Genomic DNA, 16770 nt, shown 5'->3' on the forward strand with positions numbered 1-16770 from the left:
CCATCAAGCAAAACACGCTGGACAATGCCAACTATAACATCGCTTATACCAGTGCGGATTTGACGATTGGGCAACTGGCGGTTACCGTTACTGCTGATGCACAAAGCAAAACTTACGGTGAACTTGATCCGGCGCTGACTTTCGTTTCGGTGCCGGCTGTTGGAAGTACTCTTCCAAATGGTGAGGTGATTGCCTTTACCGGTAAGCTTTCAAGAGATGCTGGCGAAACTGTTGGGAACTATGCCATCAAGCAAAACACGCTGGACAATGCCAACTATAACATCGCTTATACCAGTGCGGATTTGACGATTGGGCAACTGGAGGTTACCGTTACTGCTGATGCCATGAGCAAAACTTACGGAGAACTTGATCCGGCGCTGACTTTCGTTTCCAATCCGGCTGTTGGTACTGTTCTTGCAAATGGTGAAGTGATTGCCTTTACAGGAGCACTTTCAAGAGATCCTGGTGAAACTGTTGGCAACTACGCCATCAGGCAAAACACGCTGGATAATGCCAACTATAACATCGCTTATACCAGTGCGGATTTGACGATTGGCCAACTGGCGGTTACCGTTACTGCTGATGCCAAGCGCAAATATTGCGGTCAAATTGACCCAACTTTGACCTTTGTTTCAGACCCGGCTATTGGTACAATTCTGATAAATGGTGAAGTTATCGGGTTTAGTGGCGCCATAGACCGTATGCCTGGAGAAGATGTTGGCTCGCATACGATACTTCAGGGAAGCTTAGAGAACACCAATTATGCCATCACCTATATCCCTGCAATTCTTTCGATTGCTCCTGTTGCTATAGATGCCAGCGCCAGCAGTCAACCTGTTGCCGTTGGGTCTTCTGCCACCTTGAGAGCGACAGTAGTCGATGAAAACAATCTTCCGATTGAAGGGGTTGCTGTCACCTTTATAGTGACTTCATATGATGAAAACAACCAGGAACAGCTCGAACGAGAATCAACAGTGCACACCAACACGAATGGAATTGCAGCCATACCAAACGTTTCTGTTCCCGAAGTTAAAGTGTACAAGGTAACGGCTATGGCAGGTGAAGGTTGTAGTGAGTCAGTAGCTTATCTCCCTGTTTACGATCCTTCAGCAGGTTTTGTCACCGGTGGTGGCTGGTTCTGGTCACCGGAAGGAACATTGGCTGCCGCCCCCACTGCTGTAGGGAAAGCAAACTTCGGATTCAATGCCAAATACAAAAAAGGCAACAAAGAAGTCGATGGTCATACCGAATTCCATTTTAAAGCTGGTGAGTTGAAGTTTAATTCGTCATCGCACGATGCCATGACATTGGTAATTGCCAATTTCAAAGCCACCTATAAAGGAAAAGGATCCATCAATGGAGAACCCGGTTACGCTTTCATGGTTTCAGTTATTGATGGTGACGTGAAAGCAAAAGGAGATCCTGATTTGTTCAGAATAAAAATCTGGGTTGATGGATCACCTTCCGATGTTGTTTATGACAACCAGCTGGGTGTGGATGAAAATGCTGATGCAACGACCCTGCTTGGAGGTGGTTCTATTGTAATTCACGAAGTGAAGAACAATAGAAAAACGGCCGAGATTGCCGTTGCTCCAAACACAGTAACGTCTAGCTTCCTGGCCTATCCGAATCCATTTACCGACCGGCTGAAATTTGAATTTAGCTCGCCGGTAACGACCACAGCCCGACTGGATATGTACGATGCAAACGGTCGCCTGGTAAAGGTCGTATTCGATCAGCCTGTTGAAGCCGGGGTGAATTACAATGCTGAATTTGCTCCGAACTCGAACATGAGCAACCTGTACATTTACCGCCTGACCATGGGATCTGAAGTGATTAACGGCAAGGCGATGTACACCAGGTAATAACGATCAATCATTGAGTTATTTTGGAAAGGCGCACTTCGGTGCGTCTTTTCTTTTTGTGTGGGGAAATGCATTCAGCCTTAAAAATCAAAGCCACTTCAACTCATCGAAAATCTTCGGGAAGCCATCTTCGGCATGCCAGTATCGGGTTTGCAGCCGGGCAAGTCCGAATATCCCATGTAATTTCTATATATTTTCTAAGTATATTCTCTGTATTTGAACACAGAAGCAATACAGAAGATACCCAGAAGCAACGCAGAAGATCCGGAGATGAACCGGAGCAACTCCCGATAAAAAAACAGGAATGGAAGATTGCACATTACTGGAGTTTAATCACTTTGCAAGTGTACGATTGATTGATTGGATTGACCAATTAGCCGGAAACAATAGGCCCAACTGCCAGTGATTACCAAGCTGGCTTCAAAGAGTAGCAAGTTAACAGGATCTGTGCGTCAATTTTTTTCGTTCAATTTTGGAAACAGCGCACCTAAATCCGATTCTGAAGAGCAAAAAAGCCCGCTATCGAACGATAGCGGGCTAATAATTTTATGCTGTCCGATTATTCGGCAATCGAAATTGCATCAACCGGGCAAACCTCGGCACATGAGCCACAATCAGTGCACAGATCTGCATCAATTGTATAGATATCACCTTCTGCGATTGCGTCCACTGGGCACTCATCGATACAAGTTCCGCATGCGATACACTCATCTGAAATTACATAAGCCATAACACTTCTTTTTTAATAAGTTAGAGAATACAAGCAAAAGTACAAAGTTTGCTATAAAAACAAAGTACTCGATTACTAAAATTAATGCTGCAAAATTAAGAGATAATTTGAAATTAATATAGCTGGAAAATCAATTTATAATTGAACTAAATAAGTAGGCTTCATCCCGGCTTTTCCTGAAACACAGAATGAAATCACTCCCCTTTTGCCCATCCGCTATTTCGGCAGCTCTGTTTTCCGAAGCTTTTCATAGTACTTACACACTTCGGTTAAACCACACTTGCCACACTTCGGGTTTCGTGCCAGGCAAGTGTATCGTCCGTGCAAAATAAGCCAATGATGCGCCAGGGGCACAATCTCTTCCGGGAAATACTTCATCAACTCCCGCTCGGTTTGCAGGGGCGATTTGGAATTGGTGGTTAAGCCAATACGGTTGGCCACCCGAAAAACATGGGTATCGACCGCAAAGGCCGGCTTTTCATAAACCACCGAAGCAATTACGTTGGCGGTTTTTCGTCCCACCCCCGGCAGCTTCTGCAATTCGGTGATATCGTCAGGCACAACACCCTTGAAATCATTCACCAGCATCGTAGCCATGCCCACCAAGTGCTTGGCTTTATTGTTGGGGTACGAACACGACCGGATGTATTCAAACACCTCGGCTGCTTCCACCTCGGCCATCAATTCAGGCTTTGGGAAACGCTTAAATAGTTCGGGCGTAATCTGGTTCACTCGCTTGTCGGTACACTGCGCCGACAAGATTACGGCAACCAACAACTCGTAAGGATTGCCATACTCCAACTCCGTTTCCGCAATTGGCATGGCTCTCTGGAAATAGTCAATCACCCGTTGATAACGTTCTTTTTTTTGCATATCCGTAGTCTATTCTGAATTGAAGAAAACAAAAATAGCTATCCTGATTCAGAAAGCAACCCTGTGAATTTAGTTTTTGGGAAAGACCAGTCGTAAATCGCTTCAAGCATTTAGTTTCCCTGCATTCTGGCTCGATCGAAAAAACGGTGGTTGCCTTACCGTATGATTAGATCGGATGGTAAGCCACTTACCCTTCAACAAGCGATGCTAACGCGGAAGTAGGAGGCATTCTTATTTCATAGCTCGCTCAACTTCTCTTATTAGGCGAGCTAACCTGTTGTATCCATTTCTAAAAGGAGTATACTTCCAAAATCTCAGGCAGGTATCAGTCGGACTAGTTGGTAGAACTTATACCTCGCCCTAAAATAACAAAGCAGGCTGTCGAGAATCAACAGCCTGCTCCATAGTTAAGGGTTCATTAAACCACTCACAAACAAGAGTTCATCATTAATGGTCGTGATTATGATCGTGCTTTTCAGCGGCTTTTTCACTGCGATCGTATTGACAGCAACCGGGAAGTTCGCTGTACACTTCATCTTTTGCCTTGTGCATGGGGGTGTCGTGCCCCACTTTGGCAATAGCCATCTGTACTTTATGAACATCCGTTTTGCTTTCGTCAAAGCTTACGTCCATCATCTTGGTTTTCTTGTCCCAATCGGCCAGGGTCACTCCTTCAACCGATTTGGCTGCCTTTTCAATGCGTTTTTCACACATACCGCAGTTTCCTTTTACTTTAAACTTCTCGGTTTTGTTTTGGGCTAAAAGCGTTCCGGCCCCCATCATCATCAGGATTGCCAGCATCATCACTTTTGTTCTCATTACTTTCAATTTTAATGGTTATTACTTCTATTATTTCATCGAATAAAAAACTAATTTTATCCTTTACATTTGCCTCTTTAGCTCAGCTGGTAGAGCAGCTCATTCGTAATGAGCAGGTCGTGGGTTCGAGTCCCATGAGAGGCTCACTAAGAAGTTTTCAACACCAACTCACTAAAGATTCGTTGCTGTATTGTTTGTCCGCTTCTTTAAGCTTTGCCCTTCCCTTTAAATATCCAATAACGAATATTCAATTTCCAATTTTGAAAAAGAACACCTGCTGTCTCTAACATGCTATTTTACGAACATTTTAACGCGCGATGCCACGCTCTCAACATTCTCATTCCCCAAAACATCCTTACCGATATTATTCCTTAGCACCATGAAAATTCAGGAAATGGGTTGAATTCTGTTCAGTTATTTCAAATCGGTAACTGAAAGAGTGATTCGGCATATCAAATCCTCCGAAATGCTCATCTCCTTCCTGATGTTCATCAGACATGTGGTGCTCCCACTCGGTTTCTCCCTCATGCATATCACCCATCATGCCACCCATCATATGGCCTTGTCCTATGGAATGTCCATACCTATGTTCAAAGTCATCGCCGGTAAGGCACACCATCACACTGTCGTGATCTTCGAAATAGTTGAGCATGAACGTGGTGTCAAAGTCAACACTGTAACAATGCACTTCAATTTGTTCATCGTTGATTTTTGTCACCTCAGCTCTAGCATTACCGCTACCGGTCGACTCTGCCGAAGCGCTTTTTACCCCATCGGCAGTTAAAGTACCCACATACGTTCCTTCAATTGAATTATCAGTTGGTTCATCCGTTTTGTTGCAGGCTGTAAATCCGAAAACCACAGCTACCATTGCAATAAATAATTTTCTTATCGTTTTCATTTTTCTGTATTATTAAAGATTCATTTTAAAAAAGAACCGGAAGGAGCGGAAGCCCCTTCTCTGTCAATTTCTCCTATTTCAAGGTCTCCCTGTTCTCTCCGCATCCCAACATCATATCTCCAAAATAGGGATTGCGGATTTCCTCTGTTTCGCTAAACCAGTAAGCCCCTTTGTCTTCAATAGCCATCGGGCAATACTGAAAATAGGCGGTTGTGTTTACCAGTCCGAACATTTTCAGGCTTTTGTAAAAAGCCAGGTTGAACCGGGCAAATTCGGCTCGTTGTTTTTTAATGTCCATTAATTTGCTGATCGTGTTTATTGTACTCTCAAGTGTTTTCAACTGCTCCATCCAGGCCTTGTGAGCATCGCCTTTGAGTAGTCCCATGTCAACTTTTTTGAGCGATTTTTCGGCATTCTGAGCCGCAAGCATGACCTGATGTGCTTCAGATGCAACAAACGCGTCCTTCATTTTAAGGTAATCTTCATATACATTGGTCAATTGTTCCTTAAAAGCAGGATCGGTATTAACCGGTTCAACAGGCTTTGTTTTCTCAACCGTTGTTTCTGTTTCCATTTCCATCCCGCCATGGTTGTGGCCCGTCATTGCAGGCCCACCCTCAGGGCTCATCATGCTTGGTTTTCCGGCCAATTGGGCGGCGGCATCAATGCTAAATGTACCGTTAACAGCAATCTCCTCGCCTTCCTGTAATCCATCTTCAACAATAAAACTCTCGCCCAGGGCAGGTCCTAGTGTCACATTGCGCATCGTAAAATTCACGCCCTGTTCGGTGGTGTTTTTCACATACACGACCGAACGTTTGCCCGTCCACATCACAGCGGTTTTCGGAACCACAACCGCATTAGACTGATTGGGTAATTTTGCTTCTACCGTGCCCGAAGCAAACATCTCGGGTTTCAATTTTAACCCACGATTAATGACTTCAACCCGCGCTTTGGCCACCCGCGTTTTCTGATCGATTACAGGGTCGAGAAAGGAGATGGTTCCGGTAAACGATTCACCCGGAAGCGAGGCAATGGTAAATTCTACTTTGTCACCTTTGTTCACCCAGGGCACATCCGATTCATACACATCAAAAAGCACCCATACCTTTGACAAATCAGCAACTTCGTATAGGGCTTCCCCCTTGCCGATATAATCACCGGGATTGAGCATTTTTTTGGTAACATAGCCTGAAACATCGGCCTGCACATCAAAGGTTTCCATTGCGACTCCCGACTGTAATATCTGGTCAATCTGCCCCTCCGATAGTTTCCAGTTCTTTAACTTTTCTTTGGCTGAACTGAAAAGCTGTGGTTGTGATTCCTTTATTTTTTGTGCTTCAAACAATTCTTCCTGGGCAGTCATCAAATCGGGTGAATAAACGCTTGCAATGGCTTGTCCCTTGTTGACATATTCGCCTGTGAAATTCACCAGTAACTTTTCAACCCGCCCGGGAATGTGCGACGACTGAGAAAAAACCAGACGCTCATCGGATTGTACCTTGCCGTTTAAACGAACTGATTTTACAGGGGCTACCTCACCAACCCTTGCCGTACTTACACTGGCCAGTTTCATGGCCGTTGCCGACATACTGATAGCCATCGGGTCAATATCGCCATCGTTTTCATCTTCCAATGGAATTAAATCCATACCGCAAATGGGGCAATCGCCTGGCTCGCCTTGGCGAATCTGAGGGTGCATTGAGCAGGTCCAGGTTGTTTCGCCTGCCACTTCTGTTTCATGCTGGTGTTCATCTGTTGTTTCATTTCCCGACCCACCAAATATCAACCACCCCAGCAATAAACCTACTGCCAGCGTTAAAATGACTATGATTATTGTTTTTTTATCTGTTTTCATCGTTAATATGTTTTTGCAGTGATGTAATTCAATTTGGCCAAAGCGGTTTGATACTGAACTTGAGCTGTAGCTTTCATTTTTTCGTATTTCAGCAGTTGCTGCTGCATGCGCAGTACTTCTTCAAATTCCTTTCCCGAATTCCCGTAAGAAGTAAACAGTAAATCCAAAGATTGTTGTGATGTTTGAATTTGTTGTTCATAAAGCGATAAAAGCTGCTTTTGCTGCTGAATCTGAAACCAAACCATTTCATAGTTTGACAACAACGAATTCTCCATTTCATTTTTTTGAAGTATGTAGCTATCCCGCATCAATTGCGCTTCTTTTTTGGCCGCATCATACTTTTTCCTGAATATTGGGATACTCAATGACACCATGGGCATTAACACGTTTTTGCCATTATCGGCCACATCCATATCCGTTCGTTCACCAACCAGTACATAGTCCAGGCCAACACCTACCTTGGGAAGTCCCTGCTTTTGTGCTGTAATTTCACTAGCCTCGCTCGCTTTTATTTTGAAGTCAAGCGCATCCACCATCGGATTACCGGTCAGCAGGGAATCTTTTCGGAAATTATCCGGTAAAGATTCTGCAGGCAGAGAATCATTTATTGCTACCACCTCGTCTTCGTCCCTGTTCAGTAGTTTATTAAACGTGGTGCGAAGAGGTTTCTCCTTCTCATTCAAAATACTTAAACTGGTTTTAGCATCCTTCAGCATAATATCCACCCGTAATACATCCACCATCGGTGCAGACCCGTTTTTAAATTTTGAATTGGCAATGGTTTTATACGATTGTAGAATGTCAATGTTTTCCTGCTCAATCTGTTTCCACCGGCTGAGTTCGTAAAGCGGATAGTATGCCGCAGCCACCTGATAATGTAATTGGTTGCGGGCATCCAGAAACGACTGGTATTTGGCTTCCGCCATCAAGGTAACAACATCGCCCTGAGCTTTCAATGCTCCAAACCAGGGAAACATCTGGGTGAGTGAGAATTTGGCCCGTTGCGCCCCTACACGCGTTTCAACCGGCGAAACAAAATAGCCGAAAGAAAAAGTAGGGTCAGGCAATGTACTCACTTGCGGCACTTTTTGAAGTCCCGCTTCAAACTCCTTGTATTTGGCCTGTAATCCGGGGTTGTTTTCGGCCGCAGTCCTGAAATAATCATTCAGCGTTTGGGCTTGTCCGGCTGTAACCCCCAGAATCATTAATATGATGATATTTACTACGAACTTCATGATTGTATCTTTTTTAATTTTCTTTCTTCTCTCGTACTATACAATACCGGCACAATAAAATAAGTAATGGCGGCAAAAATCATCCCTCCGAAGGCGGGTATGGCCATGGGAATCATAATGTCAGCCCCGCGCCCGGTAGAGGTAAGAATTGGAAGCAGCGCGATAATAGTCGTAGCCGAAGTCATAGCTGCTGGTTTAATCCTTCGATAGCCCGCTTCCACCACTGCCGCCCTTATTCCTTTCAGGTTATCGGTTTTATTCCGGGCAAAACTTTGGTCGAGGTATGTTGCCATCAGAACACCGTCGTCGGTCGCAATTCCAAACAGGGCAATAAAACCGACCCACACCGCTACACTCAGGTTCACCGTGTGCATTTGAAACAGGTCGCGCATATTGGTTCCGAATAGGGAGAAATCGACAAACCAACCCTGACCGTATAGCCATATCATCATAAACCCACCGCTAAACGCCATGGCTATTCCAGAGAAGACCATGAAGGAGGTCGTTACTGACTTAAACTGGAAGTAAAGAATCAGGAACACAATGACCAAAACCAAAGGAACAATAACGGAAAGGCGTTTTTCAGCCCGCAGCTGATTCTCATAACTTCCGGAGAACTTGTAACTTATTCCTGAAGGCACATCTAAATCTCCGGCGTCAATCCTCGCTTGAATAGCATTCTGCGCATCATTGACCACACCAACTTCTGAAAAGCCCTCTCGTTTGTCAAACAGGACATAACCTACCAAAAAAGTATCTTCACTTTTTATAGCCTGCGGCCCTCTTACATACTCGAAATCAACAACCTGAGAGATTGGTATTTGTACGCCTGTTGGAGTTGGGATTAAAATTTGCCCCAACGTTTCCGGGTCGTCACGAAGTTCACGCGGATAGCGAACCCTGACTGGAAAACGCTCACGGCCTTCGACCGTAGAAGTGATTTTCATTCCGCCAATGGCGGTTTCAATGGTTTGCTGGACATCTTCCACGTTTAAGCCATAACGCGAAATCTCATCCCGGTTGATGTTTAGATGCAGGTAGGGTTTGCCAACAATTCGGTCGGCAAACACCGCTTCGGCTTTTACCGAAGGAACTTCTTTCAATATCTCCTCCAGTTGCTTCCCAAATGTTTCAATGGTTGGTAGGTCGGGGCCATACACCTTTATTCCCATGGGGGCGCGCATGCCGGTCTGTAGCATCACCAGTCGCGTTTCAATGGGCTGTAGTTTGGGCGCCGAGGTTACTCCGGGGATTTTGGCCACCTTCACAATCTCGTTCCAGATATCGTCAGGCGATTGGATTTGTTCGCGCCAGTTGCGGAAATAATTGCCCCAATCGTCCGGCACCAATTCTTCGCTGGTCACCCCGCGTTTCAGGGCTTCCTCATTGTTAAGCGTGTCTCCGCTGGCCAATATAAAACGGTCATCCTTATCCACCTTAAACCGCACGCGGTGCCCTTTTTCGTTTAGCATGTACTCCGGACGATAGTTGATCACGTTTTCATACATGGAAATGGGTGCCGGGTCGAGCGCAGATTCTACCCTGCCTAATTTCCCCACGGTAAGTTCGACTTCAGGAATGTTGGTCAACAACATATCCAGCTGCCCCAAAACCTTACGGTTGTACTCAAAACCCGAATGGGGCATGGAGGTAGGCATCAGCAAAAAGCTACCTTCGTTAAGTGAAGGCATAAATTCTTTTCCTATTGCAGGAAAAGTATGTGTTAGACCTGACCACACTTTAGTGGTCCGGACGTTCCATCCTACAGCATCAAAACCTTTGGCTACAAAGCCAAACAAAGAATTAAAACCGATAAAAGTTGTTGTTCCGAAGAGAATTAAAAAAGTAGGGATCAGCAGAAAGGTGACCTTATGCTCCAGGCACCATTTCAATATTGGTTTGTAGAAATACTCCAAAACGGTGAAGAACCCTAAAATAAGTATCACAATCAACGCGACGAAAACCACATTCATCACCAAACTTTTGGAGGGTCCCAGCGGAAGCCAGTATTTGGCCAGCAGCCAAATCACACCAATAACTACGAGGATGATTTCAGCATGCTTAAGCATCCAATAGACAAATGATTTTGCTTTTTGTTGAACTGATGTGGGGGTCGAAGTGACAGCTTCGTTGCCTGTTAATTTCTCATTCCCCGCGTCCAACTTTGCTCCGCTAAGCTCTTTAAAGGTACCAACAAGCCCAAAAGCAAGCAACATCATTCCGCCCCAGGTATGTCCGAATACAAGGGCAGCAATACCAACGGGAATTAGGATGATATTCAACCATTTCCTAATTTTTTGATTCTTGATTCTTGCGCCAAAAAACCAGTGGGACAGCATGGGCAAAATGAATAAAGAGACAATAAGTGCAGCGATCAGCGCGAAAGTTTTGGTAAAAGCCAGCGGCCCAAAGAGTTTTCCTTCGGCAGCCTGCATAGTAAATACCGGAATGAAACTCACAATGGTGGTCGAAACTGCAGTAAGTATTGCAGAGCTTACTTCGGAAGCACCATTATAAATGGTGGTGATTAGTTTTTGTCCGGGCGGAGCTTCATCCACGTGCTTGATGATATTTTCCGAGAGAATCACCCCTAAATCGACCATCGTTCCAATCGCAATGGCAATACCGGATAAAGCAACTATGTTGGCATCGACACCAAAATAGCGCATGGCGATAAACACCATCAGCACGGAAATGGGCAACAAACTGGAGATCAAAAATGAAGCCCGCAAATTATACACCATGACAATGACCACCAGAATCACAATCAGAATTTGAAGTGAAATGGCCTCTTCCAATGTCCCCAATGTTTCTTTTATCAATCCGGAGCGATCGTAAAAAGGCACGATCGTCAATTGGCTAACCACGCCATTCTCCAATGTTTTTTGTGGCAGTCCGGGTGAAATCTCCTTGATTTTGTCTTTCACATTGTTGATCACCTGCAACGGGTTGGCACCATAACGCGCCACCACGACACCGCCAACAACTTCGGCGCCATCTTTATCCAACGCCCCCCTGCGGGTTGCTGGCCCCAGGCTAACCACACCAATGTCCTGAATGCGAATGGGGACATTCTCCTGAACGGCTACCACCGCTTTTTCAATGTCTTCCACTTTTTTAATGTAACCCAATCCCCGCACCAGGTATTCTGCCTGATTGATTTCGATGGTTTTAGCGCCAACATCCCTGTTTGACTTTTGCACCGCCTGCATGACTTTATACAGCGGTATGCTGTAAGCCTTCAAGGCATCGGGGTTGACATCGATCTGATATTCCTGTACAAAACCACCAATGGAAGCCACTTCAGAAACACCTTCAGTAGCATTCAGTCCGTATTTCACATAAAAATCCTGAATCGACCGAATCTCATGCAAATCCCAACCGCCAGTTGGGTTTCCATTCTTGTCGCGGCCTTCGAGCGTATACCAATACACTTGCCCCAAAGCAGTGGCATCCGGCCCAAGCGCGGGCTGCACCCCTTCCGGCAGCAACCCCGAAGGAAGCGAACTCAGCTTTTCAAGAATGCGCGATCGTGACCAATAAAACTCAATGTCCTCTTCAAAAATGATGAAGATGCTGGAAAATCCGAAAATGGAAGAACTCCGGATGGACTTCACTCCGGGGATCCCCAGAAGATAGGTTGTTAACGGATATGAAATTTGGTCCTCAATATCCTGTGGCGAGCGCCCCTGCCATTCGGTGAAAACAATCTGTTGGTTTTCGCCAATGTCGGGAATGGCATCCACCGGAACCGGGTCTTTTGGTAAAATACCGGTATCCCAGCCAAACGGGGAAGTTACTACGCCCCATGTTACCAAGCCAGTTAAAAGCAGCATGGTAACCAACTTGTTTTCAAGAAAGTACTTTACAATTTTATTCAGCATACCGTCTCCTCGTTATGATATTCTTCAATGATGTTTATTCTAAAAATAAAAAAATAGCTTCACAGGTGAATCAAAAAAGCACCCGATCAACTCCGGATTTAAAAAATTCTAAACCCGGCAATCATTGAAAAATCATAAACGATAAACCTGAATATCGGCAAGAAAATGCAGCACATCCCTAGGAGGAGGCGATTCTCCCCTACTAGCCACACTTAAAAAATGGTTGGTTCCTCCCAGCGATTCGATCAGAAACTGGGGAACTTCAAAAATAACAAATGAAATGTAATTGACATGATTAATAACGACAGTAGAGGTGTACTCCTGATCCAATTGGTAGGTTTGCTCTTCATTGTGGCAGCAATCGCCTTCCGCTATATCACAGCATGTTTCTACATCGCCCGAAACAGAAAGATCAACTAAATCCTCTCCACAATAATGCTTTGTGATGGAAAACCCCATGGTGGAGACCATCATAATCACTAATATTGTAATATGAAGAATTTTCTTTATCATCTGTAGTAACAACGCAAAGCTATACAAATTTGTTTGGCTTCCTAAAAGTATTAACAACCTTTATCAAAATAACTCTTTATAAACAAGACTAATCAAAAATGAACAAACCGATGAAAAAACTCGTATTTCTTTTTCTGATCGCTGGAGTTGCCTGTCAGCAACCCGCTCAAAAAAAAGAGGAGCCTTTGTACTCCAAGGCCAATTTTGAAAGCACCATTGATGGCAAACAAACCACCTTGTACTCCTTGAAAAATGCCAATGGAATGAAAGTGACCTTAACCAACTATGGAGCAAAGATTGTTTCCATCCTGGTTCCCGATCGTGAGGGAAATCTGGCCGATGTAGCTTTAGGCTTCAAATCCATTGCTGAATACCAAACCCAGGATGCCGGGCAAGGCGCTGTGGTAGGTCCTTTTGCCAATCGAATTGCCAATGCTCAGTTTGAACTAAACGGAGAAGTGTACCAACTGGAAGTGAATAACCACAAGGCCAACTTACACTCCGGAACCCAAAGTTTTTACCGTCAGGTTTATGACGCTAAAGAACTAAAAACAGCTGACGGGCCAGCTGTTGCCATGACTTTAAACAGCCCGGATGGAGCTTCCGGATTCCCCGGGAATAAAGAGGTTACTGTAACTTACACCCTGACCGACAAGAATGAACTAAAAATCGATTATCAGGCCACAACCGACAAAGCCTGTCCGTTTAACCTGACCAACCATGTCTATTTCAATTTGAAAGGGGAAGGCAATGGCAATATTCTCGATCACATCATCGTAATTGATGCGGATTCGACCACCGAAGTCCTGAACAATGAGCTGATTCCAACCGGAAAAATTGTCTCCATCAAAAGTACCGATATGGATTTCAGTTCACCACACATCATTGGTGAGCGCATTGATTCAGAAATGCCTGCACTAGCCGTCGCCGGCGGATACGACCACAACTACATTTTGAATAAAGATCAGGAGTCTGACGAATTGACTTTCTGCGCCAGTGTATACGAGCCCAAATCAGGACGGTACATGGAAGTCTTCACCACAGAGCCTGCCGTCCAGTTTTACACCGGCAATTTTCTAAATGGCACTTTGACCGGACGCAGCGGAAAAACCTACAAGCGTCGTTATGGTCTGTGTCTGGAAACGCAGCATTATCCGGATTCTCCCAATCACTCCAATTTCCCCAATACAATTCTGGAGCCGGGTGACACGCTGAACTCAACAACGATTTACAAATTCGCAGTAAAAGAAGATTAAAACTCACATCGAGCATATGCAAAAAAGGCCGGAACTTTCATTCCGGCCTTTTTCTTTTTAGCCATTCCTTCAGCAAAACTTCTTTATTTCATGAGCACTAATTGCTTCCAATTTATCGCACCGCCAAGGCTTCTGGCTCGGGATACAACAGACAAGAGACGTAGAACATCCCACAATAAAAAGCAACATTGAATTTAACTTGACAAATAAAATTTTGTAAGTTTGGTCAGAAAATCAAAGATAACAATACATCATGCGAAAATTCCTCCTCCTTACTGGGCTGCTGGTTCTTAGTGTACTGGCATTTTCTCAGACCTCTTATAAGTATGTCATTATCCCAACCCAGTTCCCCGATTTTGCCGATGGCCTGAATCCCTATGGACTCAGCTCCTCCATTCAAAATGAATTGAATGCCAAGTCGATTGAGAACACCTTCCAGTCAGAACTAACCAACGACGATTTCTGCGACGTACTAACCGTGAGCCTGATGAAAGTAAACAACATGTTTAAGAACAAACTGAAAGTAGAACTCAAAGACTGCCGCAACCGCGTCGTTTGGTCACAGGAAGGAACCGGACGTTCAAAAGATTTTCAAAAAGGTTATGCTGAAGCGCTCGCCGAAGCCTTCAAGGATTTGGACAAACTGCCAATCAATCCCAACTCGGGCAGTCAAGCAGCGGTAGCTCCGGCATCCACTCCTGCACAAAAGATTGAACCAGCAGCTCCCGTGGCTCAGCCTCAAACAAACGAATCAGAAGCCTTATACAAGCCAGGCAACCTCTTTTACAACTACACCTACTTCATCGATTTGGTGGATCTTGATGGCGACCAAAAGCAATTGATCCTGCTCAATGGAAAACTGCTTGGCTACGATGATTTACAAGCGATTGGATCATTAGCACCTTCAGGAATCGCTGATGTTTATACGTTGGAATGGACAACCACCAATGGAGAAACCATCCGGGGGCTGGCTAACCTGACTGCTGGTGAACTGAAAATCTCGCTGCCCAAAGGCGACCAAAAAGAAGTGATCACACTTCATAAATATTAAACTCAGCTCGAATGAAGAGAAGATTCTAGTCGCTATCAGCTAGAGAAAAATTAAAAAATCCGTTCCCGTTTAAACCAGGAACGGATTTTTTCTATTTCGACGTTTAACTTAAGCTTATTCAAAATCCTCCGGAATGGAGGTTCTGGATTAATGCTCAATACGAATATTGTATTTCTGCAATAAGCCCGGCAAGCCATCTTTGGAAAAACGGGCCTTTTTTATTCGGTTTTCATCGGGATCGAAAGAAAAATCGGATGCTGTCCGGAAATCAGCTTTCTCCAGCTGGGTACGATAAAAAGTAGTGCCACTAAGCAGGCAATCGTCAAACACCGCTTCAGTTAAATCACACTCTGAGAAATCGGCCTGAACAATGGAGCAGCTAACAAAACGCGTTTTCCGCATTTTCTTCCCGGTAAATAAGGCATAATCCAATCGGCAGGAATCAAAGTCAAGCTGAAATAAGAAATCGTTACACAAACTAAAATCAAAGCCCGTCAGTTTGCAGCCTTTCATTCGAACATCTTTCAGCCCGGTCGCATTCAGGATAACCATCATAATCGTACAAGCTTCGAAACTGCAATTCAAAAATTCTGTTTGCGTCAAATCGCACTTCGTAAATGAACAATTGATAAACTGGCAGCCATCAAATTCTTTTCCCGCAAGAGTTTCTTCAGAAAAATCAACCTGCCGATAGATTTTATCGTAATTTGCGAATTCAAGCATATTGTTATTTTGGTGGCCAAAGTTACCCTAAATCAGTTGAAGTTCTGAAAATATCCGCGAAGATTTTAAATTTGCTTCCTACAGTAAAAGTTATCATCATTGCAACAGAATTCTCAATGAAGTTTATGCTAAAAAAGAATCTGCTCATCCTATTACTGCTAGCCCCTGTAGTCTTATCGGCGCAAATTGATACACTCAGGTTAAACCGCCAGTTTATCCAGAAAGGATGGCGTGATGCCAAAAACCTAGTGACAGCGCCGGCTCGATGGGATAGCCGCGACTGGGCAACAGCTGGTGTTTTAAGCGCTTCAATTGCCGCGATAACGCTGATTGATGAGCCGGTGCGTGATGCATTTCAAGACTGGCACGAACAAGCCGGCCGGTCAGGTGAGCGAATCACTGCGAATTTTCTGGAACCTCTGGGTGAAGAATATGCGCTGGCTGTCATTGGTGGCTTTATGGGCTATGGATTGCTGGCAAACAACTCCAAGAGTCAATCGACGGCACTACTGGCTGGCGAAAGTTTTGTATTGGCCAGCCTGCTTGCTCAAATCTCAAAACGCTTGATTGGGCGCGCCCGCCCTCACTCCGGAGCCGATCCTTTTCAGTTTAACGGACCATTCCAAGGAACTGGATTCCCTTCGGGACATACCACAGCCGCATTTGCCGTAGCATCCGTTATTGCCAACCAATATGCTGACACCCCTGCCGTCCCAATCATTTCGTATTCGATTGCTACAGCAGCAGGGCTGTCGCGTATCTACGACAACCGCCATTGGCTGAGCGATGTTGCAGGAGGGGCCGTACTAGGAATTCTTGTGGGGAACTTGGTCTCCGAAAAGCATAACAAAAGTTCACGTGTTGCGCTGACCCCTTTTCGGTCAGGATCCATCCAGGGACTGAAATTAGCTTATACCCTATAACACAAAAAGGAGTAAGGACAGAAAAAAAAGTTATTTTTGACAAAATTCAATAAAAATCAACTTCAACCGATTGAAGCAAACCGAAAAATCAAGCTGCAAATCAAACTTCTGCAGTTAAAAAAACGGACGTGGCATCGGT

At 44.7% G+C, this 16770-nt stretch carries 13 protein-coding genes and 1 tRNA gene; 5 read left to right on the top strand and 9 right to left on the bottom strand.

Annotated features, from left to right (window positions below):
- Positions 1 to 1865 (top strand): MBG domain-containing protein (locus ACUNWA_RS16890; protein WP_445593109.1); only part of this gene is annotated, 1865 nt, incomplete at its 5' end.
- Positions 1866 to 2424: 559 nt separating this feature from the next.
- Here ACUNWA_RS16890 and ACUNWA_RS16895 read toward each other — a convergent pair.
- The 3 genes from ACUNWA_RS16895 to ACUNWA_RS16905 form a co-directional block, all read right to left on the bottom strand.
- Positions 2425 to 2595 (bottom strand): DUF362 domain-containing protein, encoded by a 171-nt coding sequence (locus ACUNWA_RS16895; RefSeq protein WP_082326626.1) that lies wholly within the window; start codon positions 2593 to 2595, stop codon positions 2425 to 2427.
- Between the two features lie 216 nt (positions 2596 to 2811).
- The gene (nth, locus tag ACUNWA_RS16900) at positions 2812 to 3468 is read right to left on the bottom strand and encodes an endonuclease III (RefSeq protein ID WP_445593110.1); all 657 of its coding nucleotides are present in this window, start codon (positions 3466 to 3468) and stop codon (positions 2812 to 2814) included.
- A gap of 447 nt (positions 3469 to 3915) precedes the next feature.
- Complete coding sequence (locus ACUNWA_RS16905) at positions 3916 to 4287, bottom strand: heavy-metal-associated domain-containing protein (protein ID WP_445593111.1); 372 nt, start codon at positions 4285 to 4287, stop codon at positions 3916 to 3918.
- Positions 4288 to 4358: 71 nt separating this feature from the next.
- On the opposite strand from ACUNWA_RS16905, the gene ACUNWA_RS16910 reads away from it, so the two are divergent.
- Positions 4359 to 4431, top strand: a tRNA-Thr gene (locus ACUNWA_RS16910).
- A 220-nt stretch (positions 4432 to 4651) separates the two neighbouring features.
- On the opposite strand, the gene ACUNWA_RS16915 is transcribed toward ACUNWA_RS16910, so the two are convergent.
- The 5 genes from ACUNWA_RS16915 to ACUNWA_RS16935 form a co-directional block, all read right to left on the bottom strand.
- Positions 4652 to 5188: a hypothetical protein gene (locus ACUNWA_RS16915; protein ID WP_445593112.1), complete on the bottom strand. Its 537-nt coding sequence runs from the start codon at positions 5186 to 5188 to the stop codon at positions 4652 to 4654.
- 73 nt (positions 5189 to 5261) lie between these two features.
- Entirely contained in the window at positions 5262 to 7046 is a 1785-nt protein-coding gene (locus ACUNWA_RS16920) for an efflux RND transporter periplasmic adaptor subunit (protein ID WP_445593113.1), read from the bottom strand.
- A 2-nt stretch (positions 7047 to 7048) separates the two neighbouring features.
- Entirely contained in the window at positions 7049 to 8281 is a 1233-nt protein-coding gene (locus ACUNWA_RS16925) for a TolC family protein (protein ID WP_445593114.1), read from the bottom strand.
- Complete coding sequence (locus ACUNWA_RS16930; protein WP_445593115.1) at positions 8278 to 12165, bottom strand: efflux RND transporter permease subunit; 3888 nt, start codon at positions 12163 to 12165, stop codon at positions 8278 to 8280. The genes ACUNWA_RS16925 and ACUNWA_RS16930 overlap by 4 nt, the downstream gene beginning before the upstream one ends.
- 132 nt (positions 12166 to 12297) lie before the next feature.
- Positions 12298 to 12678 (bottom strand): HYC_CC_PP family protein, encoded by a 381-nt coding sequence (locus ACUNWA_RS16935; protein WP_445593116.1) that lies wholly within the window; start codon positions 12676 to 12678, stop codon positions 12298 to 12300.
- Positions 12679 to 12788: 110 nt separating this feature from the next.
- On the opposite strand from ACUNWA_RS16935, the gene ACUNWA_RS16940 reads away from it, so the two are divergent.
- Together ACUNWA_RS16940 and ACUNWA_RS16945 are read left to right on the top strand one after the other, a co-directional pair.
- Positions 12789 to 13934 carry an aldose epimerase family protein gene (locus ACUNWA_RS16940; RefSeq protein WP_445593117.1) on the top strand — a complete coding sequence of 382 codons (1146 nt, stop codon included), beginning with the start codon at positions 12789 to 12791 and terminating at the stop codon, positions 13932 to 13934.
- Positions 13935 to 14187: 253 nt separating this feature from the next.
- The gene (locus ACUNWA_RS16945) at positions 14188 to 14985 is read left to right on the top strand and encodes a hypothetical protein (protein ID WP_445593118.1); all 798 of its coding nucleotides are present in this window, start codon (positions 14188 to 14190) and stop codon (positions 14983 to 14985) included.
- A 147-nt stretch (positions 14986 to 15132) separates the two neighbouring features.
- Here the strand turns inward: ACUNWA_RS16945 and ACUNWA_RS16950 are convergent, their stop codons facing one another.
- A complete protein-coding gene (locus ACUNWA_RS16950) occupies positions 15133 to 15708 on the bottom strand; it encodes a pentapeptide repeat-containing protein (RefSeq protein ID WP_445593119.1) in 576 nt (191 codons plus the stop codon).
- Between the two features lie 116 nt (positions 15709 to 15824).
- On the opposite strand from ACUNWA_RS16950, the gene ACUNWA_RS16955 reads away from it, so the two are divergent.
- A complete protein-coding gene (locus ACUNWA_RS16955) occupies positions 15825 to 16631 on the top strand; it encodes a phosphatase PAP2 family protein (RefSeq protein ID WP_445593120.1) in 807 nt (268 codons plus the stop codon).
- Positions 16632 to 16770 lie beyond the last annotated feature (139 nt).

The organism is Sunxiuqinia sp. sy24 (genome assembly GCF_052677165.1).

What these genes read in the sequence shown, in the direction of transcription:
- ACUNWA_RS16895 (WP_082326626.1), bottom strand. Translation starts at nt 2,595, where the DNA reads ATGGCTTATGTAATTTCAGATGAGTGTATCGCATGCGGAACTTGTATC.
- nth (WP_445593110.1), bottom strand. Translation starts at nt 3,468, where the DNA reads ATGCAAAAAAAAGAACGTTATCAACGGGTGATTGACTATTTCCAGAGA.
- ACUNWA_RS16905 (WP_445593111.1), bottom strand. Translation starts at nt 4,287, where the DNA reads ATGAGAACAAAAGTGATGATGCTGGCAATCCTGATGATGATGGGGGCC.
- ACUNWA_RS16915 (WP_445593112.1), bottom strand. Translation starts at nt 5,188, where the DNA reads ATGAAAACGATAAGAAAATTATTTATTGCAATGGTAGCTGTGGTTTTC.
- ACUNWA_RS16920 (WP_445593113.1), bottom strand. Translation starts at nt 7,046, where the DNA reads ATGAAAACAGATAAAAAAACAATAATCATAGTCATTTTAACGCTGGCA.
- ACUNWA_RS16925 (WP_445593114.1), bottom strand. Translation starts at nt 8,281, where the DNA reads ATGAAGTTCGTAGTAAATATCATCATATTAATGATTCTGGGGGTTACA.
- ACUNWA_RS16930 (WP_445593115.1), bottom strand. Translation starts at nt 12,165, where the DNA reads ATGCTGAATAAAATTGTAAAGTACTTTCTTGAAAACAAGTTGGTTACC.
- ACUNWA_RS16935 (WP_445593116.1), bottom strand. Translation starts at nt 12,678, where the DNA reads ATGATAAAGAAAATTCTTCATATTACAATATTAGTGATTATGATGGTC.
- ACUNWA_RS16940 (WP_445593117.1), top strand. Translation starts at nt 12,789, where the DNA reads ATGAAAAAACTCGTATTTCTTTTTCTGATCGCTGGAGTTGCCTGTCAG.
- ACUNWA_RS16945 (WP_445593118.1), top strand. Translation starts at nt 14,188, where the DNA reads ATGCGAAAATTCCTCCTCCTTACTGGGCTGCTGGTTCTTAGTGTACTG.
- ACUNWA_RS16950 (WP_445593119.1), bottom strand. Translation starts at nt 15,708, where the DNA reads ATGCTTGAATTCGCAAATTACGATAAAATCTATCGGCAGGTTGATTTT.
- ACUNWA_RS16955 (WP_445593120.1), top strand. Translation starts at nt 15,825, where the DNA reads ATGAAGTTTATGCTAAAAAAGAATCTGCTCATCCTATTACTGCTAGCC.